A 17805-nucleotide genomic window follows, 5' to 3' on the forward strand; every position below is an offset into this window, starting at 1 on the left:
CTACAAAGCATCACATACCCGATTCGAAGCAGCGTCCCTGACGAGGCTTCAACCAAATTGCTTGACGACCATAGAGAATTGGAACCACCTGATCCCATCCCGAACTCAGAAGTGAAACGATTCATCGCCGATGGTAGTGTGGGGTTTCCCCATGTGAGAGTAGGTCATCGTCAAGCGCCTATACCAAAACCCCAGATCGTGTAAACGGTCTGGGGTTTTACTTTGTGCGCTGGAAATGTCGGGTGCTCGGAGGCGGCGGGCAGCAGGCAGCTAAGCGGCGCCACGACTATCGCAGGCTGTTTAGCCCCGCTACGCGGTGCTAAACAGCGCAGTCCGGGGCGTTGCCGTCTGGTGCGCGCTGCATCCATGAAGATCCAGTCATCGAAGCCTCACCAGTGACGCGATCGCTCTAAATCGCAGGCTGAATAGCCGTTTATGTATTGATCGCGGTGTTGCGGGTATATAAAGAGTGGTCGCGCGGGTAATAAAGCTGTGCCTGTTTGGTAGGCAAGTACAGGGTGCATCGTTATCATGCGCACCTTATTGCTCGGTGAGAATTCTATGTTGCAGCTGTTGAGGCTATTACAGGACGGACAGTTTCACTCTGGTGAGGCCCTTGGGGCGGAGCTGGGTGTGAGTCGCGCTGCGGTCTGGAAGCAGCTGCAAAGTCTAGAGGCTGAGCGAGGGCTGCGCTTTCACAAGGTCCGCGGTCGCGGATATCGGCTTGAGATGCCTTTGGTGCTGTTGGATGAAGCCAGTCTGGCGGCAGGCTGTCAGCATTGGCCAATTACCGTGGTTGAAGTTGTCGACTCCACCAATGCCGAAGTACTCCGTCGTTTACAGGCAGGCCAGTCTGCTCCTATGGTGGTCACCGCGGAGCAGCAAACAGCGGGCCGTGGTCGCAGAGGCCGGCAATGGGTTAGCCCGTTTGGGCAGAACCTGTATTACAGCCTGGCTATACGTATCGAGGGCGGCCTGCGCCAGCTTGAAGGTTTGAGCCTGGTTGTAGGGTTGGCCCTTGCCAAGGCATTGCAGCAGATGGGCGTCCAACAAACTGCATTAAAGTGGCCCAACGATGTACTGGTCGAAGGTGCGAAGATAGCCGGAATTCTTGTTGAGATTGCGGGTGATCCGGCTGATGCCTGCGATGTGGTGATTGGTATTGGTGTTAACGTCAATATGCCTGCTGAGGCCGAGGGCATTGATCAGGCCTGGACATCAGTCAGTGCGCAGTTGGGTTGCCTGGTCGATCGCAATGCTTTGGCTCTGAGGCTGGGCGATAACCTCGCGCACTATCTCGAGCGATATTTGCAGCAGGGTTTTTCCAGCCTGCTTGATGAGTGGCAGGACAATCATGCATGGCAGGGCAGGTCTGTGCGGCTGAGCGCGGGTGATCGCCATGTCGATGGGCGAGTGCTGGGAGTGAATGCCTCTGGCGCCTTGCGATTGGAGGTTGACGGTGTTGAACAACAATTTAGTGGCGGCGAGCTCAGCCTGAGGTTGCGTGATGATTCTTGAGCTTGACTGCGGTAACAGCTTTATCAAGTGGCGACTGGTTAATAAAGGTGGTCTGAAAGCTGAGCATGTCGGTGTGGTCGGCTCTGATGCCGAACTGCTGCAGGCTGTCGGCGATACCGGGCAAGATGTTCAAGCTTGCCGGCTGGTCAGTGTGCGCAGCGATGTGGAGACTGATCAGCTCGTGGCCAGTCTGGCAGAGCGCTTCAATGTGCAGTGTTCACGGGCCCAGTCTGTACATTCGCTGGCGGGCGTGCGTAACGGCTATGAGGATTACCAGCGGCTGGGTCTTGATCGCTGGCTCGCGCTAGTGGGCGCTTATGCATTATCAGGTGGGCAGAGTTGTCTGGTGCTCGATCTTGGTACCGCTGTGACCTCTGACTTGGTGACGCGCGAAGGTGAGCATTTGGGCGGGTATATTTGCCCTGGAATGCCGCTGATGCGCAATCAGCTGTGTACGCATACGCGGCGTATTCGATATGACCAGCCTACGGCTGAGGAAGCCCGGCATAGTTTTGCTCCAGGTAAATCGACTGCGGAGGCGGTGGAGCGTGGTTGCTCTATTATGCTTCGCGGCTTCGTGCAGGCGCAGTTGGATATGGCTGGCGAGTACCTGGGGGTGGACTTCGCAGTATTTATTACTGGGGGCGATGCTGCGTTGGTTGAAGAGATGCTGCCACAGGCGCGGATTGTGCCGGATTTGGTTTTTATCGGCCTGGCTGCCGCTTGCCCGCTTAATTGAGGTCGCTCATGCGTTGGTTGTTTTTGTTGTTGTTAGTGCTCAATGCTTTTTACTACGTCTGGCATCAGCAGCAAGTGCCGTTGCGGGCGAAGGAAGTGTTGCCGTTAGCGGTTGCGCAGCAGAGTGACCGTGCTATCCGCTTACTCAGCGAATCAGAAACGCAACTGCGCCGTGAAGCACCTCCCGCAGCCCAAGAGCCTGAAGAGGCTTGCCTGTTCCTGGGCAAGTTCGACCAGGAGGCTGATGCCGCACAGGTCGAGCAGCGCTTGCTGAGCCTGGATATTCGTTCAGCTACACAGGCAGTAGAAGGGCAGGCGGGACAAGATTACTGGGTGTATCTGCCGCCTTTGGGTAACAGGGATGCCTCGTTGCGGCTATTGCGCGAGTTGCAGGGGCGTAAAATTGATAGCTTTCTGATCAGTGAAGGCGAGCTGAACAACGGTATATCGCTTGGAATTTATCCGCGCAGGGATTCGGCGCAAAGCGTAATGCAGCGATTGAGTGATGCTGGCTACCAACCCCAGCTTAAAGAAATGCCGCGCGCTAGCCGCAGTTACTGGGTGCGAATTGCTCCAGAAGGCCGGCGTTTGCTGGATGATCAGCTTCTGCAGAAATTAGCTTTTGACTTCAATGGCTTAGAGCATCAAATAATGCCGTGTAAAGGTGTTGCATCGCAGCGATAGATTGCATATGATGGCGCCCGCTTCGCAGTGGTCGCCTTAACAGGCAGCGCTTAGAAGATGCTGGCAAGCAGCTAACCTCAGGATTTAAATGAGAAAAAGCTTGACAGTAGGGTGGCAGATCTAGAAAATGCCGCCTCACAATTTGGAGGGATTCCCGAGCGGCCAAAGGGATCAGACTGTAAATCTGACGTCATCGACTTCGAAGGTTCGAATCCTTCTCCCTCCACCAGATTTAGCGAGAGCAGCAAGCTCCGCGGGTATAGTTCAGTGGTAGAACGTCAGCCTTCCAAGCTGAATATGCGGGTTCGATTCCCGCTACCCGCTCCATGTTTGCTGCGTCGCGATGGAAATATCGCTCATGTAGCTCAGTTGGTAGAGCACACCCTTGGTAAGGGTGAGGTCAGCGGTTCAAATCCGCTCATGAGCTCCATTCTAATAAAGGCAGATATGCAAGTATCTGCCTTTGTTTTAATGGTGGTAATACTCGCGTAACTATTCGTCGGGAGATAGTCAAAATGGCTAAAGAGAAATTTGAACGTAGCAAGCCGCACGTAAACGTTGGCACTATTGGTCACGTTGACCACGGTAAAACCACGCTGACTGCTGCACTGACCAAGGTTTGTGCTGAGGCATTCGGTGGTGCTGTCCGTGACTTCGCTCAGATTGACAGCGCTCCGGAAGAAAAAGCCCGCGGTATTACTATCAACACTTCGCACGTTGAGTACGATTCGACTATTCGTCACTACGCGCACGTTGACTGCCCAGGCCACGCTGACTATGTGAAGAACATGATCACGGGTGCTGCTCAGATGGACGGCGCTATCCTGGTTTGCTCGGCCGCTGATGGCCCGATGCCGCAAACTCGTGAGCACATCCTGCTGTCTCGTCAGGTTGGCGTTCCGTATATCGTTGTCTTCCTGAACAAGGCTGACATGGTAGACGACGCTGAGCTGCTGGAACTGGTTGAGATGGAAGTTCGTGACCTGCTGTCGACTTACGACTTTCCGGGCGACGACACTCCGATCATCATCGGCTCGGCGCTGATGGCTCTGAACGGCCAAGACGACAACGAAATGGGCACCACTGCCGTTCGTAAGCTCGTTGAAACTCTGGATACTTACATTCCTGAGCCTGTTCGTGTTATCGACAAGCCATTCCTGATGCCAGTAGAAGACGTATTCTCGATCTCTGGTCGCGGTACTGTTGTAACTGGTCGTGTTGAGCGCGGTATCGTTCGCGTTCAGGACGAAGTAGAGATCGTTGGTCTGCGTGAAACCACCAAGACCATCTGTACTGGTGTTGAAATGTTCCGCAAGTTGCTCGATGAAGGTCGTGCTGGCGAGAACTGCGGTGTCCTGTTGCGCGGCACCAAGCGTGACGACGTAGAGCGTGGCCAGATCCTGTGCAAGCCAGGCAGCGTTAAGCCACACACCAAGTTCGAAGGCGAAGTGTACGTTCTGTCGAAAGAAGAGGGTGGTCGTCACACTCCTTTCTTCAAGGGCTACCGTCCGCAGTTCTACTTCCGTACTACGGACGTAACTGGTAACTGCGAGCTGCCGGAAGGCGTTGAAATGGTCATGCCAGGCGACAACGTGAAAATGGTTGTTACCCTGATCAAGTCCATTGCAATGGAAGATGGTCTGCGCTTCGCAATTCGCGAAGGTGGTCGTACCGTTGGTGCTGGCGTAGTTGCCAAAATCATCGAGTAAGTAGTTGATTTGTCCCTGTTAGGCCGACATAATGGTCGGCCTAATCAAGTTTTAGGTCAGTAGCTCAATTGGCAGAGCGACGGTCTCCAAAACCGTAGGTTGGGGGTTCGATTCCCTCCTGACCTGCCATTTTCAAATGAATTTGGCGCGTCTTTCACAGGATCCTCGTAAATGAATGCAAAGGCTGAAGCCAAAGAAACCCGCTTTGACCTGCTCAAGTGGCTGGTAGTTGCGGCTCTTGTAGTCGTTGGCGTGGTTGGTAATCAGTACTTCGCTGCCGAGCCAATTCTGTATCGCGTAATAGGCCTGTTGGTGATTGCGGTCATCGCTGGTGTTGTTGCGCTGCAAACTTCGAAGGGTCAAGCCTTTGCGGTTCTGACTAAAGAAGCACGCGTTGAAATTCGTAAAGTAGTCTGGCCAACTCGCGCCGAAACCACCCAAACAACATTGATTGTTGTAGCGGTAGTACTGGTTATGGCGCTGTTGTTGTGGGGTTTAGATTCCCTGCTTGGCTGGCTTGTTTCATTGATTGTCGGCTAAGGGTGTCCCGTGGCTAAGCGTTGGTACGTTGTGCATGCTTACTCGGGTTACGAGAAGCATGTTATGCGCTCTTTGATTGAGCGTGTAAAATTCGCCGGTATGGAAGACGGCTTTGGCGAGATTCTGGTTCCTACCGAAGAAGTGGTAGAAATGCGTAATGGCCAGAAGCGTAAAAGCGAACGTAAGTTCTTCCCTGGCTATGTTCTGGTTCAGATGGACATGAACGAAGGCACTTGGCACTTGGTCAAGGATACGCCTCGGGTCATGGGTTTCATCGGCGGTACGGCTGATAAGCCGGCTCCGATCACCGACAAAGAAGCTGAAGCTATCTTGCGTCGTGTGGCAGATAACGGCGATAAGCCAAAACCGAAAACACTGTTCGAGCCGGGCGAAATGGTCCGTGTTATCGATGGTCCGTTCGCGGATTTCAGCGGTGTTGTCGAAGAAGTCAATTACGAGAAAAGCCGCATCCAGGTGGCGGTGACCATTTTCGGTCGCGCTACCCCGGTCGAGCTGGAGTTTAGTCAGGTCGAGAAGGCATAACTGACACAAGCATCCCATACCCCGCAGTTATCGACTGCGGGGTTTTGTCGTCACTGGGATAAACGCGTAAGTAACTGGGGAGCCGCAAGGCGTCAGAACCCAATATTGGAGTAGCTCATGGCTAAGAAAATTACGGCTTATATCAAGCTGCAGGTAAAAGCTGGACAAGCTAACCCGTCGCCACCTGTTGGTCCGGCACTGGGTCAGCACGGTGTGAACATCATGGAATTCTGCAAGGCGTTCAACGCCAAGACCCAAGGCCAAGAGCCAGGTCTGCCGACTCCAGTGATCATCACTGTATACAGCGACCGTAGCTTCACTTTTGAAACCAAAAGCACCCCGGCAGCAGTGTTGCTGAAGAAAGCGGCTGGTTTGACTAGCGGTTCCGCTCGTCCAAACACCGTTAAAGTTGGCACTGTAACCCGCGCTCAGCTGGAAGAGATCGTCAAGACTAAACAGGCTGATCTTACTGCTTCCGATATGGACGCCGCCGTGCGTACTATCGCTGGCTCCGCTCGCAGCATGGGCCTGAACGTGGAGGGTGTGTAATGGCTAAGTTGACTAAGCGTCAAAAGGCAATCGCTGAGAAAGTTGAAGCTGGTAAGGCTTATAACTTCGTTGAAGCAGCTGCTCTGCTTGCCGAAATCTCGGCTGTTAAGTTCTCTGAATCTGTAGACGTAGCAGTTAACCTGGGCGTTGACCCACGTAAATCTGACCAAGTTGTTCGTGGCGCTACTGTGCTGCCGAATGGCTCGGGCAAAACTGTTCGCGTTGCTGTGTTCACTCAGGGCCCAGCTGCTGAAGCTGCTCTGGCTGCCGGCGCTGACCGCGTAGGCATGGACGATCTGGCTGCTGAAATGAAAGGCGGCGACCTGAACTATGACGTCGTTATCGCATCGCCTGATGCAATGCGCGTTGTCGGTCAATTGGGTCAAGTGCTCGGTCCACGTGGCCTGATGCCTAACCCGAAGGTCGGTACTGTTACTCCTGACGTTGCTACTGCCGTCAAGAATGCCAAAGCCGGTCAGATTCGCTTCCGTACCGACAAAAACGGTATCATTCACGGTTCCGTCGGCAAGGTTGGCTTTGACGCCGAGAAATTGAAGCAGAACGTTGAAGCGCTGATCGCTGATCTTAAGCGTCTGAAGCCTTCGACTTCTAAAGGCGTTTACGTTAAGCGTGTGACCCTGAGCACTACCATGGGTCCAGGCCTGATCATTGATCAGGGTTCGCTCGACGCGTAATGACTTAAGCGGGTGCGTAATACGTGCCCGCTACAAAATTGGGGTCCCTGCTTTGCGGGGGCTATCCAAGACCGTAGGTGGCGCAAGCCTTAAACATGGAAGCCTACGCAGATGGTGCTCCCGATTCTTACCGAATCAGACACCAAAACGACATCCGGCTTAGGCTAGATGAAACGGTAACAAGCAGGAGTTTTACCCGTGGCAATTAAACTCGAAGACAAGAAGGCCATCGTCGCTGAAGTCAACGAGGCTGCCAAAGCTGCCCTTTCCGCTGTTGTGGCTGATGCCCGTGGCGTGACTGTAGGTGCTATGACCGGACTCCGTAAAGAGGCCCGCGCTTCTGGTGTGTACGTAAAAGTTGTACGTAACACATTGCTGCGCCGCGCTGTTGAAGGCACTCCGTATGAAGTGCTCAACGACGCGTTCAAAGGCCCGACCTTGATTGCATTCTCGAATGAACATCCGGGCGCTGCTGCTCGTATCTTCAAAGAGTTCGCAAAAGGTCAGGACAAGTTCGAAATCAAAGCAGCCGCATTCGAAGGTCAACTGATCGCAGCCAACCAAATCGACGTATTGGCAACTCTGCCAACTTACGACGAGGCGGTTTCGCAGCTGATGAGCGTTATTCAAGGCGCTACCAGCAAGTTCGTTCGTACCTTGGCCGCTGTTCGCGACCAGAAAGAAGCTACCGCCGCCTAAGGCAGCGAGTCTCTTTCAATCAAAATTGTTTAATTTGATGGCCGCGTAGGCTGTCCCCCAATACAGGAAATTAGAGTCATGGCTCTGACTAACGAAGACATCATCAACGCCGTATCTGAAATGTCCGTGATGCAGGTTGTAGAACTGATCAAGGCAATGGAAGAGAAGTTTGGCGTTTCCGCCGCTGCTGCTGCTGGCCCAGCTGTTGCTGCTGCCGCTGCAGTTGAAGAGCAGACCGAATTCAACATCGTTCTGGTTGAAGCTGGCGAGAAGAAAGTAAACGTAATTAAAGCAGTTCGCGAACTGACTGGTCTGGGCCTGAAAGAAGCCAAGGCAGTGGTTGACGGCGCTCCTGGCGTTGTTAAAGAAGGCGCTTCGAAAGAAGAAGCTGAAGCCGCTAAGAAGGTTCTGGAAGAAGCTGGCGCCAAAGTCGAGCTTAAGTAAGCGAAGACCTTGCGTCTACAGCCCGAGCGACTCGCGTAAGGCTGATGGCTGGTGGCTTTTGCCACCGGCCTTTTTCCGTTCTAGTTCAACTGTTCGTCAGTTGGCCTAGTCCGGAAACCCACGCCTGAATAGGTGGTGGAGCAAACCATGATGGGTTTGCAAGAGTTTCTGGCTGCTCCCGTCGGAGAGGCCAAATAAGCAGGTGACCAAGCTGGGGAACGCTGATGGCTTACTCATATACTGAGAAAAAACGTATCCGCAAGGACTTTAGCAAGTTGCCGGATGTCATGGATGTGCCTTATCTCCTGGCCATCCAGCTGGATTCGTATCGCGAATTCCTGCAGGCGGGAGCGACCAAAGATCAGTTTCGCGATATTGGCTTGCATGCAGCCTTCAAATCCGTTTTCCCGATTATCAGCTATTCCGGCAATGCTGCTCTGGAATATGTCGGTTATCGCCTGGGCGAACCGGCCTTTGACGTCAAAGAGTGCGTACTTCGTGGCGTAACCTTTGCCGTACCGCTGCGGGTAAAAGTCCGTCTGATCATTTTCGACAAAGAATCGTCGAACAAAGCGATCAAGGACATTAAAGAGCAAGAAGTTTACATGGGGGAAATCCCCCTGATGACTGAGAACGGTACCTTCGTAATCAACGGTACCGAGCGCGTCATCGTCTCCCAGTTGCACCGTTCGCCGGGCGTGTTCTTCGATCACGACCGTGGCAAGACGCACAGCTCTGGCAAACTGCTGTATTCAGCTCGCGTAATTCCTTACCGTGGCTCGTGGCTCGACTTTGAATTCGACCCGAAAGACGCCGTGTTCGTACGTATCGACCGTCGCCGCAAATTGCCGGCTTCCGTGCTGCTGCGTGCACTGGGTTACACCACTGAAGAAGTGCTGGACGCTTTCTATACCACCAACGTTTTCCACGTCACCGGCGAAAGCCTGCGTCTGGAACTGGTGCCAGAGCGTCTGCGCGGCGAAATTGCTGTACTGGATATTGCTGACGACAAGGGCAAAGTCATTGTCGAGCAAGGCCGCCGTATTACTGCGCGCCACATCAACCAGTTGAACAAAGCCGGTATCACCGAGCTCAACGTGCCTATCGATTACCTGCTTGGCCGTACTTCTGCCAAGGCAATCGTGCACCCGGCAACTGGCGAGATCCTGGTTGAGTGCAACACTGAACTGAGCGTTGAAGACCTGGCTAAGGTCGTCAAGGCGCAGGTTGTGCGCATTGAAACCCTGTACACCAACGATATCGATTGCGGTCCGTTCATCTCCGATACCCTGAAGATCGACTCGACCACCAATCAGCTCGAAGCGCTGGTTGAAATCTATCGCATGATGCGTCCAGGCGAGCCGCCAACCAAGGATGCTGCCGAGACCCTGTTCAACAACCTGTTCTTCAGTCCAGAGCGTTATGATCTGTCGGCTGTTGGCCGGATGAAGTTCAACCGTCGTATCGGTCGCACCGAGATCGAAGGTTCTGGCGTACTCAACAAAGAAGACATCGTCGAGGTTCTGAAGACCCTCGTTGATATCCGCAACGGCAAAGGCATCGTCGATGACATCGACCACCTGGGTAACCGTCGCGTGCGTTGTGTCGGCGAAATGGCCGAGAACCAGTTCCGTGTAGGTCTGGTACGTGTTGAGCGTGCGGTTAAAGAACGTCTATCGATGGCTGAAAGCGAAGGCTTGATGCCGCAGGACCTGATCAACGCCAAGCCAGTGGCTGCTGCGGTCAAAGAGTTCTTCGGTTCCAGCCAGCTGTCGCAGTTCATGGACCAGAACAACCCGCTGTCCGAGATCACCCACAAGCGCCGCGTTTCGGCTCTTGGCCCGGGCGGTCTGACACGTGAGCGTGCAGGCTTCGAAGTCCGTGACGTACACCCGACTCACTACGGTCGTGTATGCCCGATTGAAACGCCGGAAGGTCCGAACATTGGTCTGATCAACTCCCTGGCGGCCTATGCGCGTACCAACCAGTACGGCTTCCTTGAGAGCCCGTACCGTGTGGTTAAAGACACATTGGTTACTGATGAGATCGTGTTCCTGTCTGCGATCGAAGAAGCAGACCACGTGATCGCTCAGGCATCGGCAACGATGAACGACAAAGGTCAGCTGGTTGATGAGTTGGTGGCGGTACGTCACCTCAACGAATTCACCGTAAAAGCGCCTGAAGACGTAACCCTGATGGACGTTTCGCCGAAGCAGGTAGTTTCGGTTGCAGCTTCCCTCATCCCGTTCCTCGAGCACGACGATGCTAACCGGGCCCTGATGGGTTCGAACATGCAGCGTCAGGCTGTTCCGACCCTGCGTTCGGACAAGCCGCTGGTAGGTACTGGTATGGAGCGCAACGTAGCGCGCGACTCCGGTGTTTGCGTTGTTGCACGTCGTGGCGGTGTGATCGACTCGGTCGACGCCAGCCGTATCGTTGTTCGTGTGAACGATGACGAAGTTGAAACTGGCGAAGCCGGTGTCGACATTTACAACCTGACCAAATACACCCGTTCTAACCAGAACACCTGCATCAACCAGCGTCCGCTGGTGAGCAAAGGTGATCAGGTAGCACGCAGCGACATTCTCGCTGACGGCCCGTCGACCGACATGGGTGAACTGGCTCTCGGCCAGAACATGCGCGTCGCGTTTATGCCGTGGAACGGTTACAACTTCGAAGACTCCATCCTCCTTTCCGAGCGTGTAGTACAAGAAGACCGCTTCACCACGATCCACATCCAGGAACTGACCTGTGTGGCCCGTGACACCAAGCTTGGGCCTGAGGAAATCTCCTCGGATATCCCGAACGTGGGTGAAGCTGCACTGAACAAGCTGGACGAAGCAGGCATCGTGTATGTCGGCGCTGAAGTTGGCCCGGGCGACATTCTGGTTGGTAAGGTAACGCCGAAAGGTGAGACCCAGCTGACGCCGGAAGAGAAGCTGTTGCGTGCGATCTTCGGTGAGAAGGCATCTGACGTTAAAGATACTTCCCTGCGTGTGCCGACTGGCACCAAAGGTACAGTCATCGACGTACAGGTCTTCACTCGTGATGGCGTAGAGCGCGATTCGCGTGCCCTGGCTATCGAGAAGATGCAGCTGGACGAGATCCGCAAGGACCTTAACGAAGAGTTCCGCATTGTTGAAGGCGCAACCTTCGAACGTCTGCGTTCGGCTCTCGTGGGTAAAGTTGTTGAAGGCGGTGCTGGCCTGAAGAAAGGCGCCGAAATCACTGACGAATTCCTCGACGGTCTTGAGCGTGGTCAGTGGTTCAAGCTGCGCATGGCTGACGATGCACTGAACGAGCAGTTGGAAAAGGCTCAGGCCTACATCTCCGATCGCCGTCAGTTGCTCGACGACAAGTTCGAAGACAAGAAGCGCAAGCTGCAGCAGGGCGACGACCTGGCTCCGGGCGTTCTGAAGATCGTTAAGGTTTACTTGGCAATCCGCCGTCGCATCCAACCGGGTGACAAGATGGCCGGTCGTCACGGTAACAAGGGTGTTGTCTCGGTGATCATGCCGGTTGAAGACATGCCTCACGATATTCACGGTACGCCGGTAGACATCGTGTTGAACCCGCTGGGTGTACCTTCGCGTATGAACGTGGGTCAGATCCTCGAAACTCACCTGGGCCTCGCGGCTAAAGGTCTGGGCGAGAAGATCAACCTGATGCTCGAAGAGCAGCGCAAGGTCGCTGAACTGCGTCAATTCATGCAGCAGATCTACAACGAGATCGGCGGCCGTCAGGAAAGTCTGGATGACCTTAGCGACACGGAAATCCTCAACCTGGCGAAGAACTTGCGCGGCGGCGTGCCAATGGCTACTCCGGTGTTCGACGGTGCTAAAGAAGTTGAAATCAAGGCCATGCTGAAACTGGCAGACCTGCCAGAAAGCGGCCAGATGCGACTGATCGATGGCCGTACCGGTAATCAGTTCGAGCGTCCAACTACCGTTGGCTACATGTACATGCTCAAGCTGAACCACTTGGTTGACGACAAGATGCACGCGCGTTCTACCGGTTCTTACAGCCTGGTTACTCAGCAGCCGCTGGGTGGTAAGGCGCAATTCGGTGGCCAGCGCTTCGGTGAGATGGAGGTGTGGGCACTCGAGTCGTATGGTGCTGCTTACACGCTGCAGGAAATGCTCACTGTGAAGTCGGACGATGTGAACGGCCGTACCAAGATGTACAAAAACATCGTGGACGGTGATCACCGTATGGAGCCAGGCATGCCTGAGTCCTTCAACGTACTGATCAAAGAGATCCGTTCGCTCGGTATCGATATCGATCTGGAAACCGAATAACACGTGACGCGAATCGGCGGTGGAGCACTTTGCTCCATCGCCAGCTCCGCCAGGAGGAAAGGCCTTGAAAGACCTACTGAATTTGCTGAAAAACCAGGGTCAAGTCGAAGAGTTCGACGCCATCCGTATTGGATTGGCATCGCCTGAGATGATCCGCTCGTGGTCGTTCGGTGAAGTTAAAAAGCCGGAAACCATCAACTACCGTACGTTCAAACCTGAGCGTGACGGTCTGTTCTGCGCCAAAATCTTTGGCCCGGTAAAAGACTATGAGTGCCTGTGCGGTAAGTACAAGCGCCTCAAGCACCGTGGTGTTATCTGTGAGAAGTGCGGCGTTGAAGTTGCACTGGCCAAAGTTCGTCGTGAGCGTATGGCGCACATCGAACTGGCTTCGCCGGTTGCCCACATCTGGTTCCTGAAGTCACTGCCGAGCCGTATCGGTTTGCTGATGGACATGACCCTGCGTGATATCGAACGTGTTCTCTATTTCGAGAGCTATGTCGTTATCGATCCGGGCATGACCACGCTGGAAAAAGGTCAGCTGCTGAACGATGAGCAGTACTTCGAAGCACTGGAAGAGTTCGGTGACGACTTCGACGCCCGTATGGGTGCCGAGGCTGTTCGCGAGCTGTTGCACGCTATCGATCTGGAACACGAAATTGGCCGTCTGCGTGAAGAGATTCCGCAAACCAATTCGGAAACCAAGATCAAGAAGCTGTCCAAGCGTCTGAAGCTGATGGAAGCGTTCCTGGGCTCGGGCAACTTGCCTGAGTGGATGATCCTGACCGTTCTGCCGGTTCTGCCGCCAGATCTGCGTCCGTTGGTACCGCTTGATGGTGGCCGTTTCGCAACGTCCGACCTCAACGATCTGTACCGCCGTGTGATCAACCGTAACAACCGTCTTAAGCGCCTGCTTGATCTGTCGGCGCCAGACATCATCGTGCGTAACGAAAAGCGCATGCTGCAAGAGTCGGTTGACGCCCTGCTGGACAACGGCCGTCGCGGTCGCGCCATCACTGGTTCGAACAAGCGTCCATTGAAATCCCTGGCTGACATGATCAAGGGTAAGCAAGGTCGTTTCCGTCAGAACCTGCTCGGTAAGCGCGTGGACTACTCCGGTCGTTCGGTAATTACCGTAGGCCCGACCCTGCGTCTGCACCAGTGCGGTCTGCCTAAGAAGATGGCACTTGAGCTGTTCAAGCCGTTCATTTTCGGCAAGCTGGAAATGCGTGGTCTTGCTACCACCATCAAAGCTGCCAAGAAGATGGTTGAGCGTGAGTTGCCAGAAGTTTGGGACGTTCTCGCTGAAGTAATTCGCGAACACCCAGTGCTTCTCAACCGTGCACCGACCCTTCACCGTCTGGGTATCCAGGCGTTTGAACCGGTTCTGATTGAAGGTAAGGCTATCCAGCTGCACCCGTTGGTTTGTGCGGCGTACAACGCCGACTTCGACGGTGACCAGATGGCTGTGCACGTACCGCTGACGCTGGAAGCCCAGCTCGAAGCCCGTGCATTGATGATGTCGACCAACAACATTCTGTCGCCAGCCAACGGTGAGCCAATCATCGTGCCGTCGCAGGACGTTGTATTGGGTCTGTATTACATGACGCGTGAAGCGATCAACGCCAAAGGCGAAGGTCGTGTATTCGCTGACTTGCAGGAAGTTGACCGCGTTTTCCGCGCCGGTGAAGCCTCTCTGCACGCTCGCGTAAAAGTGCGTATTCACGAAACCATCAACGAAAAAGATGGCAGCGTGACCAAGAACACCCGCATCGTCGACACCACTGTTGGCCGTGCGCTGTTGTACCAGATCGTGCCTGCTGGCCTGTCCTATGACGTGGTCAACCAGTCGATGAAGAAGAAGGCTATCTCCAAGCTGATCAACCAGTGCTACCGCACTGTCGGCTTGAAAGACACCGTTATCTTCGCTGACCAGTTGATGTACACCGGTTTCGCCTATTCGACCATCTCGGGTGTGTCGATCGGTGTTAACGACTTCGTCATCCCGGATGAAAAAGCACGCATCATCGACAGTGCAACCGAAGAAGTTAAAGAGATCGAAAGCCAGTACGCATCGGGCCTGGTAACTCAGGGCGAGAAGTACAACAAGGTTATCGACTTGTGGTCCAAGGCCAACGACGAAGTATCCAAGGCGATGATGGCCAACCTCTCGAAAGAGAAGGTTGTTGACCGTCACGGCGAGGAAGTTGACCAAGAGTCCTTCAACTCGATGTACATGATGGCCGACTCGGGTGCGCGGGGTTCCGCAGCCCAGATTCGTCAGCTTGCCGGTATGCGTGGTCTGATGGCCAAGCCGGACGGCTCGATCATCGAAACGCCGATTACTGCGAACTTCCGTGAAGGTTTGAGCGTACTTCAGTACTTCATCTCGACTCACGGTGCTCGTAAGGGTCTGGCGGATACCGCACTTAAAACAGCTAACTCCGGTTATCTGACGCGCCGTCTGGTAGACGTTGCTCAGGATCTGGTAGTAACTGAAGTTGATTGCGGCACTGAACATGGCCTGCTGATGACACCGCACATTGAAGGCGGTGACGTAGTAGAGCCGCTGGGTGAGCGCGTATTGGGCCGAGTAATCGCCAAAGACGTATTCAAGCCTGGCACTGAAGACGTAATCGTTCCTGCCGGTACGCTGGTAGACGAGCAGTGGGTTGAGTTCATCGAGCTGAACAGCATCGACGAAGTTATCGTGCGCTCGCCAATCAGCTGTGAAACTCGTTATGGCATCTGTGCCAAGTGCTACGGCCGCGATCTGGCCCGTGGTCACCAGGTGAACATCGGTGAAGCTGTCGGCGTTATCGCTGCACAGTCGATCGGTGAGCCGGGTACACAGCTGACCATGCGTACGTTCCACATCGGTGGTGCGGCAAGCCGTACTTCGGCTGCTGACAGCATTCAGGTTAAGAACGGCGGCCAAATCCGCCTGCACAACCTCAAGCACGTTGAGCGTGTGGACGGCTGCCTGATCGCGGTATCGCGTTCGGGTGAACTGGCCCTGGCTGACGAGTTCGGTCGTGAGCGTGAGCGCTACAAGCTGCCTTACGGTGCTGTGATCTCGGTTAAGGAAGGTGACAAAGTTGATCCGGGCGCCATCGTCGCCAAGTGGGATCCGCACACTCACCCAATCGTTACCGAAATGAAAGGTACCGTGACGTTCGTAGGCATGGAAGAAGGGATCACCATCAAGCGTCAGACTGACGAATTGACTGGTTTGACCAACATCGAAGTGCTTGATCCGAAAGATCGTCCGGCTGCTGGTAAAGACATTCGTCCGGCCATCAAGATGGTTGGCGACGATGGTAAAGACTTGCTGCTGCCAGGTACCGACGTACCGGCTCAGTACTTCCTGCCGTCGAACGCATTGGTCGGTGTACAGGATGGTGCGCAAATCGCCATCGGTGACGTTATCGCGCGTATCCCGCAAGAAACGTCGAAGACCCGTGACATCACCGGTGGTCTGCCACGCGTAGCTGACTTGTTCGAAGCGCGTCGTCCGAAAGAAGCATCGATTCTGGCTGAAATCAGCGGCACGATCTCCTTCGGTAAAGAGACCAAAGGCAAGCGTCGTCTGGTGATTACACCAACCGACGGTAGCGATCCGTACGAAGAGCTGATTCCGAAGTGGCGCCACCTGAACGTGTTCGAAGGTGAACAGGTGAACAAGGGTGAAGTTATCTCGGACGGCCCGAGCGATCCGCACGACATCCTGCGTCTGCTGGGTGTAAGCGCGCTGGCTAAGTACATCGTTAACGAGATTCAAGACGTTTACCGTCTGCAAGGCGTGAAGATCAACGATAAGCACATCGAGACCATCCTGCGTCAGATGCTGCGTAAAGTTGAAGTGGCAGAGTCCGGCGACTCAACCTTCATCAAGGGTGACCAGATGGAGTTGACCGCAGTACTGGGTGAGAACGAGCGTCTGGCTGCAGAAGACAAGTTCATCGCCAAGTACAGCCGTGTGTTGCTGGGTATCACCAAAGCGTCGTTGTCGACTGAGTCGTTCATCTCGGCAGCCTCGTTCCAGGAAACTACCCGCGTTCTTACTGAAGCGGCAGTGACTGGCAAGCGTGACTACCTGCGCGGCTTGAAAGAGAACGTGGTTGTGGGTCGTTTGATCCCGGCCGGTACCGGTTTGGCTTATCACAGCGAGCGCAAGCGCAAGCGTGATGCAGACAAGCCAGTTCGCGTTAGCGCCAGTGAAGTGGAAGCTGCACTGACCGAAGCGTTGAACTTCAGCGGAAATTAAGAGCGTAACCCTGCCGCGCTGAGCGGTAGGGTTGCATCTTGACTGGGAGGCTGAGTCTCTTTAGACTCATGCACCCCTAAATTTGGCAGGGCATGTGCTCTGCCATTTTGCTTTGTTTGTAAAGCAATAGCGTCGAAAGACAACAGTGGAGCTAAAGATGGCAACTATTAACCAGCTGGTACGTCAGCCGCGTAAGCGTATCGTCGAGAAATCCGACGTGCCTGCGCTGCAGAACTGCCCGCAGCGTCGCGGCGTATGCACTCGTGTGTACACCACTACGCCGAAAAAACCTAACTCGGCATTGCGTAAAGTTTGCCGTGTGCGCCTGACCAACGGTTTCGAAGTTTCTTCGTACATCGGTGGTGAAGGTCACAACCTGCAAGAGCACAGCGTAGTGCTGATCCGTGGCGGTCGTGTAAAAGACCTTCCGGGTGTTCGCTACCACACCGTTCGCGGTTCTTTGGATACTTCCGGTGTTAAAGGTCGTAACCAGGGTCGTTCGAAGTACGGTACTAAGCGTCCTAAGTGATTACGCCCCAGTAATGGGACATTTCACTAAATTGCAGTTATCTATTTATTTGAGTCGATAAGAGTAAGGTCGGGCGCAAATGCGGTCCCGAGCTAACCTGAAGACCGTTTGAGGGCTTATCACATGCCAAGACGTCGTGTAGCAGCCAAGCGCGAAGTGCTTGATGATCCAAAATACGGAAGCCAAATTCTGGCTAAGTTCATGAACCACGTAATGGAGAGCGGCAAGAAAGCCGTTGCCGAGCGTATCGTTTATGGCGCGCTGGACAAGGTTAAAGAACGTAAGAACAGCGATCCCCTGGAGATCTTCGAGAAAGCTCTCGACGCCATCGCTCCGCTGGTCGAAGTGAAGTCGCGCCGCGTTGGTGGTGCTACTTACCAGGTTCCTGTTGAAGTACGTCCTTCCCGTCGTAATGCTCTTGCCATGCGCTGGCTGGTAGATTTCGCCCGTAAGCGCGGCGAGAAGTCTATGGCTCTGCGCCTAGCTGGTGAGTTGCTGGACGCTGCTGAAGGCAAAGGTGCTGCAGTTAAGAAGCGTGAAGACGTGCACCGTATGGCTGAAGCCAACAAGGCTTTCTCGCACTACCGCTTCTAAT

Annotated in this window: 14 protein-coding genes, 4 tRNA genes and 1 rRNA gene; all 19 read left to right on the plus strand. The window is 54.3% G+C overall.

Annotated elements, in window-relative coordinates:
- Positions 1–60 precede the first annotated feature (60 nt).
- The 19 genes from rrf to rpsG all read left to right on the plus strand — a co-directional run bounded on the left by rrf (position 61) and on the right by rpsG (position 17804).
- Positions 61–176: ribosomal RNA gene (rrf, locus tag FEZ62_RS05370) — 5S ribosomal RNA — on the plus strand.
- Between the two features lie 385 nt (positions 177–561).
- Positions 562–1518 carry a bifunctional biotin--[acetyl-CoA-carboxylase] ligase/biotin operon repressor BirA gene (birA, locus tag FEZ62_RS05375; protein ID WP_172927090.1) on the plus strand — a complete coding sequence of 319 codons (957 nt, stop codon included), beginning with the start codon at positions 562–564 and terminating at the stop codon, positions 1516–1518.
- The gene (locus FEZ62_RS05380; RefSeq protein ID WP_172927091.1) at positions 1508–2257 is read left to right on the plus strand and encodes a pantothenate kinase; all 750 of its coding nucleotides are present in this window, start codon (positions 1508–1510) and stop codon (positions 2255–2257) included. Before birA ends, FEZ62_RS05380 begins: the two co-directional genes overlap by 11 nt.
- Positions 2258–2265: 8 nt before the next feature.
- On the plus strand, positions 2266–2940 hold the full coding sequence (locus FEZ62_RS05385) for an SPOR domain-containing protein (protein ID WP_150548317.1): 675 nt from the start codon (positions 2266–2268) through the stop codon (positions 2938–2940).
- 144 nt (positions 2941–3084) lie between these two features.
- Positions 3085–3169, plus strand: a tRNA-Tyr gene (locus FEZ62_RS05390).
- A 24-nt stretch (positions 3170–3193) separates the two neighbouring features.
- Positions 3194–3267: transfer RNA gene (locus FEZ62_RS05395), tRNA-Gly, on the plus strand.
- 27 nt (positions 3268–3294) lie between these two features.
- Positions 3295–3370 (plus strand) — tRNA-Thr (locus FEZ62_RS05400).
- Positions 3371–3455: 85 nt separating this feature from the next.
- Positions 3456–4649, plus strand: coding sequence for an elongation factor Tu (gene tuf, locus FEZ62_RS05405; RefSeq protein WP_172927092.1), 1194 nt, complete (start codon positions 3456–3458; stop codon positions 4647–4649).
- A gap of 53 nt (positions 4650–4702) precedes the next feature.
- Positions 4703–4778 (plus strand) — tRNA-Trp (locus tag FEZ62_RS05410).
- A 42-nt stretch (positions 4779–4820) separates the two neighbouring features.
- Positions 4821–5189 (plus strand): preprotein translocase subunit SecE, encoded by a 369-nt coding sequence (secE, locus tag FEZ62_RS05415; protein WP_069901944.1) that lies wholly within the window; start codon positions 4821–4823, stop codon positions 5187–5189.
- Between the two features lie 9 nt (positions 5190–5198).
- Complete coding sequence (gene nusG, locus FEZ62_RS05420) at positions 5199–5732, plus strand: transcription termination/antitermination protein NusG (RefSeq protein ID WP_069901945.1); 534 nt, start codon at positions 5199–5201, stop codon at positions 5730–5732.
- Positions 5733–5849: 117 nt separating this feature from the next.
- On the plus strand, positions 5850–6281 hold the full coding sequence (rplK, locus tag FEZ62_RS05425; protein WP_069901946.1) for a 50S ribosomal protein L11: 432 nt from the start codon (positions 5850–5852) through the stop codon (positions 6279–6281).
- Positions 6281–6976 (plus strand): 50S ribosomal protein L1, encoded by a 696-nt coding sequence (gene rplA / locus FEZ62_RS05430; protein ID WP_069901947.1) that lies wholly within the window; start codon positions 6281–6283, stop codon positions 6974–6976. The genes rplK and rplA overlap by 1 nt, the downstream gene beginning before the upstream one ends.
- A 198-nt stretch (positions 6977–7174) precedes the next feature.
- Complete coding sequence (gene rplJ / locus FEZ62_RS05435) at positions 7175–7675, plus strand: 50S ribosomal protein L10 (RefSeq protein WP_069901948.1); 501 nt, start codon at positions 7175–7177, stop codon at positions 7673–7675.
- Between the two features lie 78 nt (positions 7676–7753).
- On the plus strand, positions 7754–8119 hold the full coding sequence (gene rplL / locus FEZ62_RS05440) for a 50S ribosomal protein L7/L12 (protein WP_069901949.1): 366 nt from the start codon (positions 7754–7756) through the stop codon (positions 8117–8119).
- Positions 8120–8343: 224 nt separating this feature from the next.
- On the plus strand, positions 8344–12417 hold the full coding sequence (gene rpoB, locus FEZ62_RS05445) for a DNA-directed RNA polymerase subunit beta (RefSeq protein ID WP_069901950.1): 4074 nt from the start codon (positions 8344–8346) through the stop codon (positions 12415–12417).
- A gap of 64 nt (positions 12418–12481) precedes the next feature.
- On the plus strand, positions 12482–16681 hold the full coding sequence (rpoC, locus tag FEZ62_RS05450) for a DNA-directed RNA polymerase subunit beta' (RefSeq protein WP_069901951.1): 4200 nt from the start codon (positions 12482–12484) through the stop codon (positions 16679–16681).
- A gap of 157 nt (positions 16682–16838) precedes the next feature.
- Entirely contained in the window at positions 16839–17210 is a 372-nt protein-coding gene (gene rpsL / locus FEZ62_RS05455) for a 30S ribosomal protein S12 (protein WP_003186084.1), read from the plus strand.
- A 123-nt stretch (positions 17211–17333) separates the two neighbouring features.
- Positions 17334–17804, plus strand: coding sequence for a 30S ribosomal protein S7 (gene rpsG / locus FEZ62_RS05460; RefSeq protein ID WP_010490886.1), 471 nt, complete (start codon positions 17334–17336; stop codon positions 17802–17804).
- Position 17805: the final 1 nt, after the last annotated feature.

Source organism: Pseudomonas sp. MS19 (assembly GCF_013277615.1).
Lineage (GTDB): Bacteria > Pseudomonadota > Gammaproteobacteria > Pseudomonadales > Pseudomonadaceae > Aquipseudomonas > Aquipseudomonas marincola.